The following is a 20,142-nucleotide window of genomic DNA, read 5'->3' on the forward strand; positions in this document are numbered from 1 at the left end:
AGATATACATTGTTTAGTTAAATTTAAATAAAATATCCCTATTTTAATTATACAATGCAATCAATACGTATGTCAACTCTTTTATAAATTTTTTTAAGGAGTGTTTGCTATGAATTCAGAACATCTACAGGAGCAAAAACGAGTAGACCGTGTAATGGAGACTATTACGGAGGAAATCAACAGATTAGAAGACGAAACTGAGAAGCGTCGGAACGAAGTGGTTCATATCCGCAAACACTTTTGGGATGAAGTAAAGGTAAATACGGACACCTTTGATGATTTTCTGGAGACCATTATCGGCTTGCGCCAAGAGGCTCAAGCTCTGTCGGTGAGCCAAAGCACCCATAAACATGCATCCAAGCGATTATCCACGCTTCGCAGAATGCAGGCGGCTCCCTATTTTGGTCGGATCGATTTTGTCGAAGAAGGGAATTCAACTCAGGAACAAATCTATATTGGTATCTCCTCGCTTATTGATAATAGTGGAGAGAATTTCTTGATCTATGACTGGAGGGCACCTGTTTCGAGTGTCTACTACGACTACCAGCCCGGTCCTGCTAAGTACTTAACCCCGGGAGGCGAAATCCACGGCATATTTGAGAAAAAGTGGCAATATCTTATCCGCGGCGGTGTCCTAGAGTCCATGTTCGATACGAGTCTCACCATTGGAGACGAGATTTTACAGCAGGTTCTCGGAAAAGGTACCGACAAAAAGATGCACAATATAGTAGCCACCATTCAACAGGAGCAGAACCGGATCATCCGTCATGACCACGGGAGGCTGCTCGTTGTTCATGGTGCAGCAGGCAGTGGCAAGACATCGGCCGCCCTTCAACGAATTGCTTATTTGCTATACAAATATCGAGATCATTTGAATGCTGATCAAATCATACTTTTCTCGCCTAATTCCATGTTCAGCAGTTATGTGTCCAATGTACTTCCAGAGCTTGGTGAAGAGAATATGCAACAGGTCACATTCCAGGAATACTTGGATCATCGTCTGAGTAAAGAGTTCCAACTCGAAAATCCCTACGAACAGTTGGAATATATTTTAACTGCGTCCCATACTCCTTCCTATAGGTCAAGACTTGCGGGTATCCGTTTTAAAGCATCTACGCGTTTTTTTGAGGCACTCACATCATATAGACAGTCACTGGAATTATCAGGGATGTTATTTAATGATATTACCTTCAGAGGGCAACCAATCATTACTGGCAAACAAATAGCTGAAAGGTTCTATAGCCATGACTCTTCCCTACGTTTCCATAATAGACTGGAAAAATTGAAGGAATGGTTAACCAAGAAAATAAGTGAGGTCCAAAAGGTCGAGCGGTCAAAGCCTTGGGTACAGGATGAAATTGAGCTGCTTAGCAACGATGATTACCATAAGGCACATAAGTTCTTAGCGAAAAAACGGGGCTTTGAAAGAGAATCAATTGGTGACTATGAAATGGAGCCAGAAGAACTTGCCCGGTTGATTGTTCACCAAAAATTGAAGCCCATACGAAAACGAGTCCGAGCTTTTAGTTTTATCGACTTTAAAGGGCTATACAATCAACTTTTTACTGATCAACTGCAGATCGAGCATTGGATGGAAGGGGAGACACCAGCAGAATGGGCTGATATTTGTGAGGCAACCTTGGAAACGCTGAATGAAGATCAACTTTTTTATGAGGATGCTACTCCGTTTCTCCTTTTAAAAGAGCTGATTCAAGGCTTTCAGACAAACAGCTCGATCAAACATATAGTTGTTGATGAAGCTCAAGATTATTCCCCATTTCAATTTGAATTTCTGAAGCGATTGTTTCCTGCGGCAAGGATGACCGTGCTTGGCGACTTTAACCAGGCAATATTTGCCCATGCCAGTGAAGAGGCTAATTTCAACACACTTACCAGCCTTTATGGACCCGATAAAACGGAGATTATCAACATCGCTCGAAGTTACCGTTCCACCAAACCAATCATTGAATTCACCCGAAGACTTGTTCCAAATGGAGAAGGGATTATTCCTTTTGAACGCGACGGTGAGCGACCTGCCCTGAAACAATTAGTCGATCAAGAAGAACTGCACAGTTGCATCGCCTCCAAAGTCGCAGATTTGCGAAGTCTAGGGCTTGATAGTATTGCGATCATATGTAAATCTGCTAAGGAAAGTTTACATGCATATCAATCTCTTTCCAGTATCGATGGAATTAAACTCTTAAAGAGCAATTCGATTCAGTATGAACAAGGTGTAGTTGTCGTACCGTCGTATTTATCCAAGGGCATCGAATTCGATGCTGTTATTATTTATGATGCATCATCGCATGTATATGGTGATGAGAGCCTGCGCAGAGTTTTTTACACCGCCTGCACTAGAGCGATGCATCAATTACAGCTTTACAGTGTAGGGGAACCGAGCCCATTTTTACGAAGAGTATTGAGGGAGGGTTTCATCCAATCTTAAACTTTTATGATTCCCGTGGTAAATGCTTCTTGGACCCCTAATATAAGTAGTAATACTTTCTAATTTCCCAAAAGAGGTGGCAAATGAATAAAAGAAGAAAGAGATTCGGGATCGCTATTGGAATAGCTATGGTTTCGCTGTTACTTTACCTTGCATTATGGCCAATACCAATTGAACCGACCAATTGGGAAGCACCAAAAAGCGAGGGTTACAAAGGCTCTCATCGTCAAAATGATAAGCTGTCAAACATGAAGTATATCCGTTTAGGGCATTATAGCCAGCCGGAGCATATCGTTTTCAAGGATGGATGGCTCTTTGCCTCAGTGAAGGAAGGCGCAATCATTCGAATGCGGCCCGATGGTTCTGAAATTGAAGAGGTTGTAAATACAAAGGGAAGGCCGCTTGGTTTTGATTTTGACTCGGAAAACGCGCTGATCATCGCGGACCCGATGTACGGATCACATGGTGGACTCCTAAGGGTTAAGAACTGGCAAGCGGAAGCGGAAATAGAACTCCTTACCGACTCCGTGGATGGAAGAGCGATTTATTTTGCCGATGCAATAGTGGTTTCACGGAACGGAAAGATATATTTTACGGATGCTTCGTCTGATGTGGTACCAGAGAAAATTGGGGATGTCCTTGCAGCAGGGGAAATGGATATACTGGCACAAACCGGAACAGGCAGTTTACTGGAGTATGATCCCGTTTCAAAGGAAACTCGTACATTAATGAGAGGTTTGAGCTTTGCCAATGGCATTGCTTTGGACGAAAAACAGGAGAATATCCTACTAAATGAAACAGGGAAGTACCGGGTATGGAAGATAAGTATAACAGCCGAAAATGTCAGTACATTAGATTCTGAGGAAAAGGCTGAAATAATAGTTGATAATCTTCCGGGCTTGCCTGATAACCTTATGCAGGGGAAAGAAGGTAAGTATTGGATCGGGTTGGTCAGTCCCAGGAACTCGTTTTTGGATTATAGCGCAGATAAAGCCTGGCTTCGATCGGTCGTGATGCGTATTCCCCACAGCTTCTGGCCAAGAGGTGAGGGGTATGCACATGTCATATGCATAAATGAGGAAGGGGATATACTATATGACTTTCAGGGGCCGAGATTGTCCTTCCATCAGATCACAGGAGTGACGGAAACGGAGGATCAACTATATTTCCATCATATTGGTGATCGGGATAAAATCGGATGGATGGAAAATCTGTATTAGAAATGACTTACGAGGCGGGGATGCGATTTGAGGGGGCTATGTATGTCGCTTTCTTTGTACACTGTTTCACATATACCTGTAAAAAGAAAAACAGAGATGTTTTTCTTTTTTTCTGTCATCCTGCGATGGTGAACAACTGCCCATCTTTAGCAATTTTTTCGACTTCCGTGATGTAGTCCAGCGCTTCATCGATGGAGAGGAAAAATGAGGAGACATATAATGGATATTTGTAATCAAATCCACCATTCAGTTCTGCTGGAAAGACTACGATCTGCCAATGGTAGAAGTCTTCTCCGAGATTCATCTCTTTTCCTTCCAATGCAATCAACCAGTGACTGAAATGATCACATGATTCGATATCCGTCACTTTCTCCAAAAAAATCAGCAGGTCGTCATTCTTGATCGGTACAAGAGATTTAGGATAAAATTCACCGAAATTCGGCATATCTCTCATGAACATCGCTCCTTCTTTGTAGATAAAAGATAAGTATTAGTTGTATTAATATATGTAAGTGCTAACAAAATATTTTGTATTTTCGGAAAATAATTATAGTTTAACAAAAGAAAAAGCCGCACCAATGAATGCGACTTTCCCCATATATCCTTATTTTGAATGGAAATATTCAGTAAAAGCCTTCACTACCTCGATACCCTGAAATGCAAATAGGCTGAGGGACGTAAGGGAGAAAAAGCAAATTGCAATAATGCGAACCCACATCATGATAACTCCTCCTTTTATTTGTTGGTTAAAAGGTGAGATCTTTCATGAATTGGTCTAAATAGTTCCCCTGATGAAATACTGTAACAAGATGCTGGAGATAGGAAGGTAGTTGCTCTATTGCCCCTGTAATATTAGTTGCAATCGTCTGATATCCGGAAAGTGTAAATGGATGGTCATCCATCCAAGCATGGTTTTTATCCGAGCTTTCATCAGCATCAATATTGTCCTGATCCAAAAAGAAGGAATCCTTCACCAAAGAGAGAATTGTATTGGGGGAAGGGTGACTGGATAGATGAAACGTGGTGGAAGCTATAATTATAGCAATGATAATGATATATTTTGTCAGTTTCATCTACCCACTCCTCCGCAAGAAATTATTATTCCTATCATAAAGCAAGAGCGACACAGTTGAAAGAACTATTTTTATCCATACACATAATTTAAAGGAGGGACAAACAATGAGTCAAACACAAGTAATGAGTGAAATACAGAAGCTAGAATTGGAGATTATGGAAAAGAAAAAGCAGCTGGCAGAGCTGAGAAAGGGAAACAAAGGGGAACCGGTCGAAAACTACACTTTTGCCACCTCACATAATAAACCAGTCACTCTACTGGAACTGTTTGGGGACAAAGAAGAACTGCTGGTCGTACATAATATGGGGAAAAGTTGCTCCTACTGCACAATGTGGGCGGACGGGTTTAATGGTGTATATCATCACATAATCAAAAAGGCTTCCTTTGTTGTATCGAGTCCTGACAACACTGCAGATCAGGAGAATTTCGCAGCTGAAAGGAATTGGATTTTCCCGATGGTTTCTACAAAAGAAAATTCTTTTAAAGAAGATATGGGATTCGTACTTGAAGGAATGAACTACCCTGGGGTATCGGTCTTTACGAGAAATGAAAAAGGGAAAATCTTTCATCATGCGAAGACCTTTTTCGGACCTGGTGATGATTTCTGTTCTGTATGGTCTTTCTTTGACCTTCTTCCATCCGGCTATGAAGAATACCGTCCGGGTAAAAAGATAAACGAACAAACCCCATTCCAGCTTACAAACAATATCGCCATCCAAGTTCAGGATTATGAAAATGCCCGACAATTTTATGAACAAACCCTTGGAATGCAACTGATAGAGACGAATGAAACAGAAACCCATTTCACCTTGAATGGCACCAATTTCTATATGGAGAAAAGTGAAGATGCAAAACAGATGGTCTTCTTTGAGTTCGCTGTAGAGGATGTGGATTCCATCAAGGATTTACTTCTACAACTAGGTTGTAGCATAACAAAGAAGTATAACGAAAAGAGCCTCATGATCGCGGATCCTTATGGGATGAACTTTCACCTTTTTGAGAGCAAATAGACTGGTTGGACCTTTTCATGGGAAAAGGTCCATTCTTTTTGCTATACTTTAGAGATTAAATGTTTAACAGTTTATAAAGGAGTACACCTACAACATGAAATTGATATCTTGGAACGTCAACGGAATACGAGCATGCGTAAAGAAAGGCTTTATGGAATACTTCCATGAGATGGATGCAGACATCTTCTGTATTCAGGAAACGAAGCTGCAGGAGGGGCAGATTGAGCTTAACCTGCCGGGGTACCATCAATTTTGGAATTATGCTTTAAAAAAGGGTTATTCAGGTACTGCAGTATTTTCAAAAGTAAAGCCTCTTCACGTTACATATGGTCTGGATATGGAAAATAGCGAAGAACGGGAACCGGAAGGAAGGATTATCACCCTCGAATATGATGAGTTCTACCTCGTGAATGTCTACACCCCCAATTCACAGAGGGATCTTGCTCGTCTTGATTTTCGTTTGGACTGGGAAGACAGGTTCCATGATTATATTCAAACGTTGGATAAGTTGAAAGCTGTCATTGTATGTGGCGACTTGAATGTTGCACATACCGAGATAGATTTAAAAAATCCAAAGTCAAACCAGAATAATTCAGGTTTCACTTTGGAAGAACGGGGAAAGATGACCAGAATGCTTGGTTCCGGCTTCATTGACACCTTCCGTCATTTTTACCCTGAGCATAAAGACAGCTATACATGGTGGTCCTACATGAACAAAGTCCGAGAGCGTAATATCGGCTGGCGGATTGACTATTTCCTTGCATCAGAACGGCTTCAAACGAGACTTAAAGATGCAGAGATTCATTGCCAAATCTATGGAAGCGATCATTGTCCTGTCGCTTTACACTTAATATAAATAGGAGGGGTTCGCATGAAAGTTCTTGTGGATGGAGAGATTGTTGCAAGATCGGCAGTGAAGGTGGATATGGAAGACAGAGGCTATCAATTCGGGGACGGTGTCTATGAGGTGATCAATGTCTATGATGGTGTTCCTTTCACTTTAGATGAACATATCGTAAGGCTTTACCGGAGTGCAAAGGAAATAGGAATTTCCATCAATTTCGAGTCTGATCATCTAAAAAATGATATCCGTAAGCTTATCAAGGACAATGATATGAAAAAGGGCGGACTATATCTTCAGGTCACGAGAGGTGTGGCACCAAGGACGCATCAATATCAAAAGGATATAGCATCGAAATTGGTAGCATACCCTTTACCTTACAAGGAAATGTCAGAAACAAGATCAACTGGGGTTACAGCCATAACTGAACAGGATCTGCGCTGGCTCCGCTGTGATATAAAAAGCCTGAACCTGCTCTACAACGTCATGATCAAGCAAAAAGCCTATGAGCAGGGTGCTTTTGAAGCGATATTAATAAGGGATGGTGTGGTGACGGAAGGAACATCTTCCAATGTATTTATCATCAAGGATGGCATCATCTACACTCATCCTGCAACCAATCTCATCTTGAATGGCATTACAAGGCAGAAGCTTCTGGAAGTCTATGAGGAAAACGGATGGACCTACAAAGAACAGTCATTCTCAACTCTTGAACTGATGGAGGCGGATGAAGTTTTTGTCACATCCACGACCAGTGAAGTGGTACCGGTCATTTCCATCGATGGGAAAGCCATTAACAATGGCAGCCCGGGAAGCTTGACTAGAAAAATTCAGCAAGCTTTCTCCATGACAGTGAAGAATGAAACATCTTCAGTTGTCGGGTGAAAACATAGATGAAGGGAGTGTTCATCCAGATTAATGAACACTCCCTTTTTATACTCTTATATGCGTTGGAGCCATTCCCATCCATTTCTTGAACATCCTGTTAAAATAGGATTGATCACAATACCCTAGATACTCGGACACTTCACGCACAGACATACCTGTATTATGCAACAGATTCCATGCCGTATTGATTCTTGTCTGATGTAAATACTGGATAGGGGTGACCCCAAGTACCTCTTTGAATAAGACCGTCACATAATTGCTCGTCACACCGGCAAGCTCTGCAAGTTCCTCGATTGTAATATTCCTGCGATAGTTATATAGGATATATTCCTGTATTTTCCTCACCGCTTTTTCCTTAATTGGCGAGGTATGCCATTCTTCCTTTTCCTGAGCAATCAGAATAAGAATCTCCGACAGGATATTTTGTGACATCTCTTTATAAAAGCTTCTTTGGCTAAGCCATTGTACATAGAGGAATGTAAGTCGCTGTTCGTAGTACGCTGCTTTTCTTGGCCTGAAACGAATAAGTTCTTCATGATTGTCGGAAAATAATGGTGAATGAATTTCATTTAAAAAGACTACCGTATATTTCTTATGCGTAGTGTCTGCCGCATTGCTCCAGGAACGTTCAAGCTCTGCCGGTATATATAAGAGTTCGCCCTTTTGCAATGGTATTTTTTTGCCTTCAACAAAGTAGTTCACAATACCATCTGTCACAAAAACCAGGGTGGAGCACCCTCTATCACTATTTACGCTCCAACTTGGTTCTACGTCATGAAATACCCCACTAATATCGATCATACTGCCAATCCCCTCAAAAAAATTGATGAATCGTCCAAAAAAAATCGTTTTGTCCATTTCGATTTTATACGCTTTCATATATGATAACTATAACATCATCCTAGTCCATGGACTAGATGGTGATTAACTTGCAATTTACATAAAACTCATGCACACAATGAAATATTCAAAATTGTGGAATTATTGTTACCAGGAAAGGGGTACAAAAAATGAATACGACAACAGACATGTATAAAAATCTGCCAGCAAAAGTGAAGACATTCTTTGATCGACAATATAAGGATTCCTATCTTCTTTTTGAAGCATCCCGCAATCCTCGAACAGGTCTATATGCCGATGCTTACTTCTCATTTGATGAAAATCCGGATTTCCGCTGTTCCATTGCGGCAACTGGTGTAGGGCTGATCAGTTTATGTGTGGCAGATAAGGAAGGCTGGGACGAAAAGGCTGCTGAAAAAGCGATCGTTACGCTTCGTGGAGTTTCAGGTGAAATTGAAGGATGCCAGGTTGCAAGAGAAGACAAGACCGGCTTCTATGCGCACTTTGTAGACATGGAAACAGGGGAGAATCTGAATTCCGAGTACTCGACAATCGATTCGACCCTTCTTATTACCGGTGCATTATTCGCAGGACATCACTTCCATGATCGACATCCGGAAATCTTGGAAATGGCCCATAAACTCCTAAAGTCCATCGACTGGAGCATCGTCGTTGCTGACAAGGAAACAGGTGTCATCAACATGATCGCGAAAGACGGAGAAGGTATCGCACCACTACCAGCCTATAATGAATATGTCATGGTTTCGTACTTGGCGATGCTTGGACAACCAGAAAACGAAGACATTCAAGCCCTTTGGAACAATAATTTTGCTGAAAACAGGATTTCTCAGCTTCCACAGGAGGATTTCCGTGGACTTTCCGTTTTAAATGACCGTCCTGGAACATTCTTGTCTTCCTTTGTTCAGCAATTTCCATTCTTCCTTGTACCAGAGTACGCAGAAAGCCCGACCTATCTAGAATATTATAAAAATGCATGTTTAGCTGACAGATTCAAATGGAAAGAGCTGGAGGATGTACCTTCCTATATCTGGGGCTATGGCGCAGGTCCGAATGATGGCCTATTTGGCGGTTATCACGCTGATAAAATCAACAATGCGCCGCATGATATTGCATCATCCTATATCATAGGGGGATATCTGCCTGTTTATCCTGCGGGGATCTATGACCTGTATGCACAATATTCCTTGCATATTCCATACGATGTCTATACAAATGACGAGGATAAGGAAGATGAAGCGAAATTACGGGCAGCCTATAAATATGGATTACACCGAATTTCCTGGTGGCATCTTGAGCAACCGAATCGCTGGTATCCAACTAAGGTTACATTGATAGACTGGAGCTCGATGCTGTACGGTCTTGCAGGTTTCAAGCATGGGATGAAGTTCTTTAGCGACCGGCTGCCTAAAGTGAGCAGTGTGGCAAAAGTTAAATAATTACAAGAAACCGATGAGTGGATCATCGGTTTTTTTCATGAAATTTTATCCAATATATTGGACAAACACCTTCTAAAATGATACTTTTTGGACAGGGCACCAATTTAATTCACATACCAAAGCAGGATTTTTAATTATCTGTTTTGAAATATTACCATCAGAAGATAGAGAAATGAAGGAGGAATACATAATGGGCAATTTAGAACAGACAATGGAAAAATATGCAGAATTGGCCGTAAAGGTAGGAGTAAATGTACAGCCGGGCCAGACCTTGATTGTAAACGCTGACATCGCTGCAGCACCATATGTGAGATTAGTGGCAAAGAAAGCATACGAAGCTGGCGCAAAGCTTGTTCAAGTGGAGTGGAGCGACGAAGCGGTGACTAGAATCCGCTATGACGTCGCACGTAATGAGTCTTTTGAATATTTCCCGACCTGGAAAGCCGAGATGATGGAAAAAGCCTATGAAGAAGGGGCTGCGCTGTTGGCAATCACGTCTCTTAATCCAGATCTTTTGAAAGGTGTCGATTCCCAGAAAATCGCAAACCTTCAAAAGGCAGCCGGAGAAGCAACAAAAAAGTCCCGTAAATACACGATGTCCGATAAAGTAAGTTGGTCCATCGTAGCCGTGCCGTCCAAGGGATGGGCTGCGAAGGTATTTCCTGAGCTTGAGGAAAAAGAACAAGAGGAGAAGTTATGGGAAGCGATTTTCCATGCGACCAGAGCCAACCTGGAGGACCCTGTAAAAGCTTGGAATGACCATAAAACCAAGCTAAGTCAAAAAGTGGATTTCCTTAATGGGCATAAATTCAAGGCATTGCATTATCAGGCAGAGGGAACAGATCTTACAATTGAACTGCCTGAAAAACATGAATGGATCGGTCCTGAAAGCATTAATGAAAAAGGACATACATTCATTGCGAACATGCCAACAGAAGAAGTATTTACTACCCCCCTCAAAACAGGGGTGAATGGAACAGTAAGGAGCTCCAAGCCTTTAAACTATGGTGGAAATCTTATTGAAAACTTTATACTTAAATTCGAAAATGGCCGTATCGTGGGAATCGAGGCCGAAGAAGGGTATGAAACACTTCAGAAGCTGGTGGATACGGATGAAGGCTCTCATTATCTAGGTGAGGTTGCGCTTGTTCCACATGATTCACCTATCTCAAATACAAATCTGATATTTTACAATACGCTATTCGATGAAAATGCCTCCCATCACTTGGCTATCGGAAATGCCTACGCATTCGCTCTTGAGGGCGGAAAAGAAATGAGCGAAGAAGAGCTTAAGGCAGCTGGGGCAAATTCAAGTATTACCCACGTCGACTTCATGATCGGTACAAAGGAAATGGATATTGACGGTATTACAAAAGATGGCGAACGTGTTCCGCTTTTCAGAAATGGAAATTGGGCGGAATAATTAACATAACTCATCCTTAGATTATAGGTACTACACAAAAGTAGTGCCTTTTTTCTTTTCATCATAAACCTGCCTGCCCATACCAAGTACAAGGCCTATGCATATTGTGTATAGTAGTTTACGTGGAGGAGGGAATTTCATGTCAGGTGGAGGCGGATACGGCGGCGGATTTGCATTGATCGTTGTTCTTTTCATCATCCTTATTATCGCAGGAGCTGGGGCTTTAAGATAATAAGTGGGTGTCCTGAAATGGTTGGTCAATCGTCCGGCCATTTTTTCAAGTATCCGGTGGGACATGCTATTAAACAAGTAAAGGGGAGTAATTATGACCCGTTTCGAAGATGCATTTGAATTGCCAAATGGCACAATTATCAAAAATAGATTTTTCAAAGCGGCCATGAGTGAAGGCTTGGCGGATGAACGGAATAGGCCTACCGAGAAACTGGTGCGGCTTTATGAAGCTTGGGCCAAAGGCGGAGCGGGAATTGTGGTTACGGGGAATGTCATGGTTGACCGACGGGCACTGGGTGAACCTAGAAATGTTGTTATTGAAGATGAACAGGACCTGGAACTTCTAAAAAGTTGGGCATCTTCAGGTACCCAAAACAACACACAGCTTTGGATGCAAATCAACCATCCCGGAAAGCAAGTATTCAAAGGGATTGTGAAAGAGGCGGTTGCTCCATCAAAAGTGGAATTCGAACCCTCTCTTCAAAGGTATTTTCCCATAGCAAGAGAACTCACAGAAAACGAGATACAGGATATCATCCGACGTTTTGGTGCTACTGCAGGTGTAGCAAAAACAGCAGGATTTAACGGTGTACAGATTCACGCTGCACACGGATATCTGATCAGTCAATTCCTTTCAAACCGGCATAATAGGAGAAAGGACCAATGGGGTGGATCCATTCAAAATCGCATGAGATTTCTTGAAGAAATATACAGTAGCATCAGACGAAAAGTGGGGGACGGGTTCCCCATCTCTGTAAAGTTGAATTCTGCTGATTTCATGAAAGCAGGCTTCACGGAAGAAGATTCAATGATGGTCATTAAACGATTGAATGAACTTGGAATAGACTTGATCGAAGTGTCTGGAGGTTCCTATGAGAATCCGAGGATGACTGGAAGCAATATGAAGCAAAGCACTCTAAAACGTGAAGCTTATTTTTTGGATTTTGCTGCTGAGGCCATAAAAATTTCCAAAGCACCAATCGTGGTAACAGGTGGATTCAGAACAAGAAGGGGTATGTTGGATGCGCTACAGACAAGGGATGCCGATATGATAGGGCTTGCCCGTCCGATGGCTGTCTATCCAAGCCTTCCAAATGAATTAATTGCAGGATCCAGAAAGCAGGTTCAATTGGCACCAAGAAAAACAGGAATCAAATGGATAGACAAAACTGCCATGCTGGAATTGACATGGTATAGTATGCAACTTGAAAGAATTGCCGCTGGGAAAACACCAAATGAAAAACTTTCTCCAAAACTGGCACTGATCCGATCCATCTTTAAAAATGGGATGGATGTTTTCCAAATGAGGAGAGTTTAAGGTGATGGGATTCATATATGTTATAAAAAGGTTGTGTTAATGAATAGGGTTGATTTTAAAGGTCACTAGCTGTTGATTGGAGCAATAGGCGAAGACTCCTGCGGGAGATAGCGCTAGAGTGGAGACCCCACAGGCGCGGCCGAGGAGGCTCCACCAGCGCTCCTTGGGTCGCTGCGCCTAGTGCGGAAATCAACAGCGGTGTTCAACAGAGCCTATAACCAAACGGTACTTTAAATAATGAAGTGTCGTTATTTTTTTTTGCAAGCAGATTATTATCCGAAAAAATAAGTTCATGATAAGATGTTTTCTAAATCATTCTCTTACATATAAACGGCAAAGGGGACCACATATGAAACAGATTCTAATAGATACTCTAGATGCATTACGGGAACAATTTTATGATATAAGCACCAGGATTGGAGAGAACCCGGAGCTTGGGCATGAAGAATTCAAATCTTCCAAGCTGCTTGCAGATAAACTCTTGGAGCATGGGTTTTCGGTGAAAATGGGAATATGTGACCTGCCTACAGCATTTGAGGCAGTATTTGATAGCGGAGCACCAGGCCCGGCAATCGGAATCATGAGTGAGTATGACGCCCTACCTGAGATAGGTCATGCATGTGGGCATAATCTGATTGGAACCATGGGTATTGCTGCTGGCATTGCGATCAGCAAGATAATAACGGAAACCGGAGGGAAAGTTGTGGTGTACGGCACACCTGCCGAGGAAACAAAAGGCGGGAAAGTCACCATGGCGGAACAGGGGGTATTTGATCACCTTGACGTAGCGATGATGGTCCATCCATTGCATTCCTATGTGAAAAGCGGCTCTTCATTGGCAATGGATGCCATACAATTTGAGTTCTTTGGTAAGCCGGCTCATGCAGCTGCAAATCCTGAAAAAGGGATCAATGCCTTGGATGCCGTCATTCAGACCTTTAATGGTATCAATGCCTTAAGGCAGCATGTCACATCTGATACGAGAATTCACGGTATTATTCCAGAAGGCGGTAAAGCGGCTAATGTAGTTCCTGATTATGCGGTCGCCCAGTTCTATGTCCGAGCTCAAACCAGGAGCTATGTCAATGAATTGGTGGAAAAGATAAAAGCTATAGCAGAAGGTGCCTCGCTTATGACTGGGGCAACGATGAAAATTTCTAACTATGAACTGTCCTATGACAATATGGTGACAAATGAATCCCTCTCCGAAGCTTTTACCTCCTCACTTATTGAGTTGGGAGTACCCACCAATGACATAACAGAATCAAGAGATGGGTCAGGTTCATTGGATATGGGAAATGTCAGCCTTGTTGTACCTTCCATTCATCCATATATTAAAATCTGTAACGAGCTATTTAGTTGCCACACAGTGGAATTCAGGGATGCAGCGTTAAGTGAGCAAGGTAAAGAGGCAATGATGCTCGGGGCAAAAGCGATGGCACTAACAGCTTTGCAAATCCTTACAGAACCAGAACTATTAAATAGAATTAAAGAGGAATTTTCTACGATAAACAAGTAAGTTTGGAAGGAGTTTGTTCTACTATGAATGACAATCTACAAACATCCAATCAGATACCGCTTTCCGTACTAGATTTGGCTCCAATTGTGGAAGGAAGCGACGCCGGACAATCCTTCCAGAATAGCGTGGAGCTTGCACGACATGCAGAAAAGCTAGGATATAATAGATATTGGCTGGCCGAGCACCATAATATGACCGGTATTGCCAGCTCAGCTACTTCAGTTATCATTGGCCATATTGCTGGTGCAACAACTACGATACGCGTAGGTTCGGGAGGGATCATGCTGCCGAACCACGCACCTCTTATTATCGCAGAGCAGTTCGGAACATTGGAGACCCTCTATCCGGGCCGCATAGATTTAGGACTAGGAAGAGCACCCGGTAGCGACCAGCTTACGGCGGCTGCCCTTCGAAGAGACAGAAGCAGTGGTGGAGAGCATTTTCCTCAGCAGCTCGCGGAACTGCGTTCTTATTTCCACCCGGACGGTACAACCAAGGTTCGGGCAGTGCCTGGTGAAGGGTTGAATATTCCTATATGGCTGTTAGGCTCCAGTGGATTTAGTGCGAAACTGTCGGCTGAACTTGGTTTGCCATTTGCATTTGCCAGCCACTTTTCACCGGATTATACATTACCGGCTTTGGAGCTGTATCGCAGCCGTTTCAAGCCATCCGATGCGCTTAACCAGCCATACGCCATGATTGGTGTTAATGTGATAGCAGCGGAAAGCGATGAGGAGGCCGAGTTTCTTGCAACCTCTCTCCAACAGCAATTTTTGAATCTGATTCGTGGAAATCCTGGTAAAATGAAAGCTCCAGTAGAAGATATCAACACTTTATGGAGCCCGTACGAACAGCAGATTGTCAAGCAGCAGCTGCGATATACTGTTACAGGTAGCGGTGAGACAGTAAAGAATAAATTACAGAAAATCCTGGAGGAAACAAAAGCCGACGAAATCATTGTCAATACAAGTGTCTACGATCACCAGGCCCGGTTAAGATCTTTTGAAATTCTTGCAGAGGTTTGGAATAAGTAAAGATTGATTAGAAGAGTGGCTGAATCATAAGCCGCTCTTTTTTGTTTCGCTTTTCGAAATTAATGAGAGAATTCGGAAGGGATATCTGCATCTTTTGTCGAAATATTTAGAGAAACACCGATAAAAGGGGGAGTTTTAACATGCAATTCCACGAATATCAATATCAACGACCAGATATGGCAGAGGTCGAAAAAGACTTTAATGAACTTTTGGAGAAATTTCAGGGGGCTGAATCCTTCAAGGTCCAGGATCAGGTGATGGCGGAAATTAATGAGTTGCGCTCTGAGTTCGAATCCATGAGACAGCTTGTTCAAATCCGTCATACTGTTGATACGGCTGATGAATTTTATCAAGAAGAAAAAAATTATTTCGATGTAGCAGGTCCTTCCTATAAAGGGCTGATTACAAAATACTATGAAGCGCTTACCACATCCCAGTATCGGACCGAGCTTGAGGAAAAATGGGGAAGTCAGCTGTTTTCACTTGCGGACAGTGAATTGAAAACTTTTTCACCTGAAGTACTTGAAGACCTTCAGGAAGAAAATAAGCTGGTGAGTGAGTATGTAAAATTACTTGCGGCTGCGAAAATTCAAATCGAAGGTGAAGAGAGAAACCTTTCTCAGCTTGCACCATATCTTCAATCAAAAGACAGAGAAATCCGTAAAAAGTCCAATGAAGCTAAATACCGATTTTTTAGCGAGCAAGCCGATACATTGGATACGCTTTACGATAGTCTGGTGAAGGTCAGAACCAGGATAGCGAAAAAACTGGGCTTTGATTCTTTTACCGATCTTGCCTATGCTCGACTTAGCAGGACAGATTACAATGCCGATATGGTTAAAAAATTCCGTGACCAAGTAAAGGAATATATCGTACCTTTGGCTACTAAACTTATGAACAAGCAGCAGGAACGGATTGGTGTGGACTCTCTGAAATATTATGATAATAGTTTCAGTTTCAAATCAGGAAACCCCGATCCAAAAGGTGACGCAGAATGGATTGTCAAGCAGGGCATTCAAATGTACAAAGAGATGTCCCCTGAAACAAATGAATTCTATAACTTTATGCTGAGCAACGATCTGATGGATCTACTTAGCAAAACAGGAAAAGCGGGCGGCGGATATTGTACGTACATAAGCAAGTTCAAGTCTCCGTACATTTTCGCAAATTTCAATGGGACAAAGGGAGATGTACGTGTATTGAAGCATGAAGTGGGTCATGCCTTCCAAGTGTTTGAAAGCCGTGGATTCGCAGTGCCTGAGTATGGGTTCCCGACATTGGAAGCTTGTGAAATCCACTCGATGAGCATGGAGTTTTTTGCATGGCCATGGATGAATCTTTTCTTCGAAGAGGATACCGACAAGTATAAGTTTTCTCATCTAAGTGAGGCCGTTCTTTTTATTCCTTACGGAGTGGCTGTGGATGAATTTCAGCACTATGTATATGCCAATCCGGAAGCAACTCCTAAGGAACGCAATAAAGCTTGGCGTGAAATCGAGAAAAAGTACCTTCCTCATATTGACTATGACGGAAATGAATTCTTGGAAGAGGGAGGGTTCTGGCACCAGCAAGGTCATATCTATCGATCTCCTTTCTACTATATCGACTATACGTTGGCTCAAATATGTGCGTTACAGTTCTGGAAAAAAGCACAGGAAGACCATGCGGCGGCGTGGGAAGATTATTTGCATCTATGCAAGCAAGGTGGCAGCAAATCCTTTACAGACCTTGTAAAAGAAGCAAAATTAATTTCACCGTTTGAAGATGGTTGTGTTAATTCCGTCATCCAGGAAATAGAGGTTTACTTGGATGGGATTAATGATAAAGAACTATAATTTCTAAAGGGATACCCCCTTGCCTAAAATCAACAGGCATAGGGGTATCCCTTTTTTTGTTATTAATCTATTAAATAGGGTAGATAAATAGATAAACGATAAGAATTGGAGGATGGCTATGACTTTAAAAGCACTGTTTCTAAATGGGAGCCTTAAAACGAGAGAGGAAACTTCAAACACTGAAAGCTTGATGAACGAAGTAATCACTCATTTTGAAAAGGAGAATGTTCAGTCCGAAACATTAAGATTGGCTGACTACAATATTAAATTCGGAATATCCGAGGATGAGGGGGAAGGGGATGACTGGCCTTTAATTCTAGAAAAAATCAAAGCAGCCGATATTCTAGTGATTGGTACACCTCTTTGGATAGGGGAAAAAAGCAGCATCACAACACTGGCGATGAAACGGATTTACGGAGGAAGCAGTTTGACAAATGAAAAGGGTCAAAGTATTTACTACAATAAGGTAGCTGGTGTGGTTGTGACAGGAAACGAGGATGGTGCCAAACATGCGGCAAGCTCTGTACTCTACGGCCTTACCCATTGCGGGTTTACCATCCCACCAAATGTAGATACATACTGGGTTGGTGAGGCAGGACCTGGTGCTTCATATATAGAAGCAGAAGGGTATAAAAATGACTTTACAATGCAACATGCGAAAACGATGGCTTACAATTTAGTTCATTTTGCTCGGACACTAAAAGAAAATCCGATACCTGCTGAAGGAAACATAATAAAAAGTTGATACTTGGAACATGAAAGCTTAGATTCTATCCAGGCTTTTTCTTTTGACTTTAACAAAAGTGGTAATTCCTGTATCCTTAGAATATAACATATTTTCCTAGATTAGAAGTTTATGGGATACAGCTGAGGAGGAAAAGGATTTGAAAAAAGTAGTTTTTGCCTTGTTCTTTGTGTTACTGCTAAGCGGATGCCAGGAGGAGAAAAAGGTCAGCCCATATGACGTGTTGGATGAATACATAGTTACATGGAAAGAAGCTGATTATCAAAAAATGTATGATACATATTTAACCGCTTCTACTAAAGAGACTTTCACTTATGACGTTTTTTTGGAAAGGTATGAGAAGCTTTACGGAGATCTGGAGATTGATAATCTGACCATAGAAGTACTGGATAAGGATCAAACGTGGGAGGAGGAAAACTCCGTTACCATCCCTGGGAAGCTCTCCTTTGATACCTTCGCTGGAAAGATCGAGTATGAAAAGGATTTTGTGATGGAAAAGGTCATCAAGGAAGAGGAAGAGGACACTTGGACCATTCAATGGGACCTGAGTTTTATATTGCCGGATCTCGAATTGACAGACAAGGTTCGCATCGATTCCACTACTGCCGAAAGAGGGGAGATTCTTGATAGCGAAGGGAATCCAATGGCACTTAATGGAGAAGTGTTCCAGGTGGGCGTAGTTCCTGGTCAATTTGAAGAAGAGAAATCTTTATCCCTTTTGGCCGGAATAATCAATATGGATGAAGCATACATCAAATCACTATACACCCTAAGCTGGGCTCAGCCAGACTACGACATGCCAGTAAAGAAATTCCTTCTTGAAGATGAGGAAGTTGTAAGGAAGGCGGATGAGATAGAAGGTGTAACCGTAACAAGAGTGAATGAAAGAATTTACCCATATGGTAAAGCGGCTGCGCACTTGATCGGCTATATCGGGGAAGTGACTGCAGAAGATCTGGAAACGCTTGAAGGTTATGCACCTGGTGACAAAGTCGGGAAGCGGGGCCTTGAACAATTGCTAGAAGATCGTCTTAGAGCACAGAACGGGCAGAAAATCTACTTGGAAAAAGAGGATGGAAGTACCCTTGATATTGTGGAAACAGCTTCTCAGAACGGGGAGACCATTCAATTGACAATTAACGGCAATATGCAGCAGACACTTTTTGAAACGTTAAAAGAAGAAAGAGGAACTGCAACTGTACTAGATCCAACTACGGGTAAAGTAAGAAGCCTTGTCAGCTTGCCTACATTCAACCCCAATGATTATGTATGGGGTCTAACTACTGAACAGAGGCAATCACTTGAAAACAACCCTGAACAACCGACAATAAATCGCTTTTCCTACACGTATTCACCAGGCTCCACCATGAAACTGTTAACTTCTGTGATTGGATTGGCAAACGGTACATTGGACCCTACCCTGGCATACGAAATCAATTCGAAGGAATGGAAAAAGGACGAATCCTGGGGAGATTACAAAGTCGTCAGATACCATGAGAACGATAAAAATGTAGATTTGGAAAGTGCCTTGAAATTCTCTGATAACATTTATTTTGCAAGAGTAGGGCTTGAGATGGGTCCCGAGAAATTCATGGAAGGCCTAGAGAATTTAGGAGTGGGTGAAGCTCTTCCATTCACCTATCCAACTGTAAAATCCCAGATTTCCAACTACGGAGCGCTAGATCGTGAAATTCTTCTGGCTGATACCGCCTATGGCCAAGGGGAGTTTCTACTGAATATCGTCCATCTTGCAAGCATCTATGGCGGTGTCATCAATAACGGTAACATGATGCAGCCGCTATTATTGGAGGAAGAACCGGTAAAGGTCTGGAAAGAGAATATAGTATCACAAGAACAAGCGAAACTACTGCAAACAAGTCTTCGCAAGATTGTCTCAGAAGGCAGCTCACAGAAAGCAAATATTTCGGGCAGGGAAATGGCTGGTAAAACCGGTACCGCCGAAATAAAAATGGAACAGGGAACAACCGGCACGGAAAATGGATGGTTTGTCTCCTATGACCAGCAGGACCCTACCATGCTTACTGCCATGATGATAGAAGGTGTCGAAGCGAAGGAACCGAGGGGAAGCACCTATACAGTCGAAATGACAAAACGGTTCTATGAAGCACTTAGAGTTTCACAATAATAATTATTAGTTTCATTAGAAAGCTCTCCCCAAAGTCAAAGCTTGACAATAGGGAGGGCTTTTATACTCGAACAAAGTGAAAAAGAAAAAAGCAGCAAGTACATCTACCTGCTC

The 20,142-nt window shown here is 42.2% G+C and carries 17 protein-coding genes; 14 read left to right on the top strand and 3 right to left on the bottom strand.

Features of this window, described 5'->3' with window-relative positions; all coding sequences use genetic code 11:
- Positions 1-109: 109 nt before the first annotated feature.
- Complete coding sequence (gene helD, locus ABN702_RS08705) at positions 110-2,446, top strand: RNA polymerase recycling motor HelD (protein ID WP_417900304.1); 2,337 nt, start codon at positions 110-112, stop codon at positions 2,444-2,446.
- Between the two features lie 83 nt (positions 2,447-2,529).
- Positions 2,530-3,666, top strand: a complete 1,137-nt coding sequence (locus ABN702_RS08710; RefSeq protein WP_417900305.1) for an SMP-30/gluconolactonase/LRE family protein — start codon at positions 2,530-2,532, stop codon at positions 3,664-3,666.
- A 115-nt stretch (positions 3,667-3,781) separates the two neighbouring features.
- On the opposite strand, the gene ABN702_RS08715 is transcribed toward ABN702_RS08710, so the two are convergent.
- The gene (locus ABN702_RS08715; protein ID WP_386639426.1) at positions 3,782-4,120 is read right to left on the bottom strand and encodes a hypothetical protein; all 339 of its coding nucleotides are present in this window, start codon (positions 4,118-4,120) and stop codon (positions 3,782-3,784) included.
- A gap of 292 nt (positions 4,121-4,412) precedes the next feature.
- Positions 4,413-4,739 (bottom strand): hypothetical protein, encoded by a 327-nt coding sequence (locus ABN702_RS08720; protein WP_417900306.1) that lies wholly within the window; start codon positions 4,737-4,739, stop codon positions 4,413-4,415.
- Positions 4,740-4,845: 106 nt separating this feature from the next.
- Between ABN702_RS08720 and ABN702_RS08725 the strand changes: the two genes are divergently transcribed.
- From ABN702_RS08725 to dat, 3 genes are all read left to right on the top strand, one after another.
- Positions 4,846-5,751, top strand: a complete 906-nt coding sequence (locus tag ABN702_RS08725; RefSeq protein ID WP_417900307.1) for a DUF899 family protein — start codon at positions 4,846-4,848, stop codon at positions 5,749-5,751.
- Positions 5,752-5,845: 94 nt separating this feature from the next.
- Positions 5,846-6,607 (top strand): exodeoxyribonuclease III, encoded by a 762-nt coding sequence (locus tag ABN702_RS08730; protein WP_417900308.1) that lies wholly within the window; start codon positions 5,846-5,848, stop codon positions 6,605-6,607.
- 15 nt (positions 6,608-6,622) lie between these two features.
- Entirely contained in the window at positions 6,623-7,477 is an 855-nt protein-coding gene (dat, locus tag ABN702_RS08735) for a D-amino-acid transaminase (protein WP_417900309.1), read from the top strand.
- Positions 7,478-7,525: 48 nt separating this feature from the next.
- Here the strand turns inward: dat and ABN702_RS08740 are convergent, their stop codons facing one another.
- Positions 7,526-8,281: a helix-turn-helix domain-containing protein gene (locus ABN702_RS08740; protein ID WP_417900310.1), complete on the bottom strand. Its 756-nt coding sequence runs from the start codon at positions 8,279-8,281 to the stop codon at positions 7,526-7,528.
- A 209-nt stretch (positions 8,282-8,490) separates the two neighbouring features.
- Here ABN702_RS08740 and ABN702_RS08745 point away from each other — a divergent pair, with 209 nt between their 5' ends.
- The 9 genes from ABN702_RS08745 (at position 8,491) to ABN702_RS08785 (ending at position 20,028) form a co-directional block, all read left to right on the top strand.
- Positions 8,491-9,777: a hypothetical protein gene (locus ABN702_RS08745; RefSeq protein WP_417900311.1), complete on the top strand. Its 1,287-nt coding sequence runs from the start codon at positions 8,491-8,493 to the stop codon at positions 9,775-9,777.
- A 190-nt stretch (positions 9,778-9,967) separates the two neighbouring features.
- Positions 9,968-11,200, top strand: a complete 1,233-nt coding sequence (locus ABN702_RS08750; protein ID WP_417900312.1) for an aminopeptidase — start codon at positions 9,968-9,970, stop codon at positions 11,198-11,200.
- A gap of 139 nt (positions 11,201-11,339) precedes the next feature.
- Positions 11,340-11,432, top strand: a complete 93-nt coding sequence (locus ABN702_RS08755) for a YjcZ family sporulation protein (RefSeq protein WP_386639443.1) — start codon at positions 11,340-11,342, stop codon at positions 11,430-11,432.
- Between the two features lie 93 nt (positions 11,433-11,525).
- Positions 11,526-12,749 (top strand): NADH:flavin oxidoreductase/NADH oxidase family protein, encoded by a 1,224-nt coding sequence (locus ABN702_RS08760; RefSeq protein WP_417900313.1) that lies wholly within the window; start codon positions 11,526-11,528, stop codon positions 12,747-12,749.
- A gap of 349 nt (positions 12,750-13,098) precedes the next feature.
- Positions 13,099-14,268, top strand: a complete 1,170-nt coding sequence (locus ABN702_RS08765; protein ID WP_417900314.1) for a M20 family metallopeptidase — start codon at positions 13,099-13,101, stop codon at positions 14,266-14,268.
- Positions 14,269-14,291: 23 nt separating this feature from the next.
- Complete coding sequence (locus ABN702_RS08770) at positions 14,292-15,302, top strand: LLM class flavin-dependent oxidoreductase (RefSeq protein ID WP_417900315.1); 1,011 nt, start codon at positions 14,292-14,294, stop codon at positions 15,300-15,302.
- Positions 15,303-15,442: 140 nt separating this feature from the next.
- Positions 15,443-17,137 (top strand): M3 family oligoendopeptidase, encoded by a 1,695-nt coding sequence (locus ABN702_RS08775; RefSeq protein ID WP_417900316.1) that lies wholly within the window; start codon positions 15,443-15,445, stop codon positions 17,135-17,137.
- Positions 17,138-17,255: 118 nt separating this feature from the next.
- A complete protein-coding gene (locus ABN702_RS08780) occupies positions 17,256-17,882 on the top strand; it encodes a flavodoxin family protein (protein ID WP_417900317.1) in 627 nt (208 codons plus the stop codon).
- Between the two features lie 139 nt (positions 17,883-18,021).
- Complete coding sequence (locus ABN702_RS08785; RefSeq protein WP_417900318.1) at positions 18,022-20,028, top strand: penicillin-binding transpeptidase domain-containing protein; 2,007 nt, start codon at positions 18,022-18,024, stop codon at positions 20,026-20,028.
- The last annotated feature ends 114 nt before the right edge of the window (positions 20,029-20,142 follow it).

It is taken from the genome of Bacillus haimaensis (assembly GCF_048270625.1).
In the GTDB taxonomy this organism is placed as follows: Bacteria; Bacillota; Bacilli; order Bacillales; family Bacillaceae_I; genus Sutcliffiella_A; species Sutcliffiella_A haimaensis.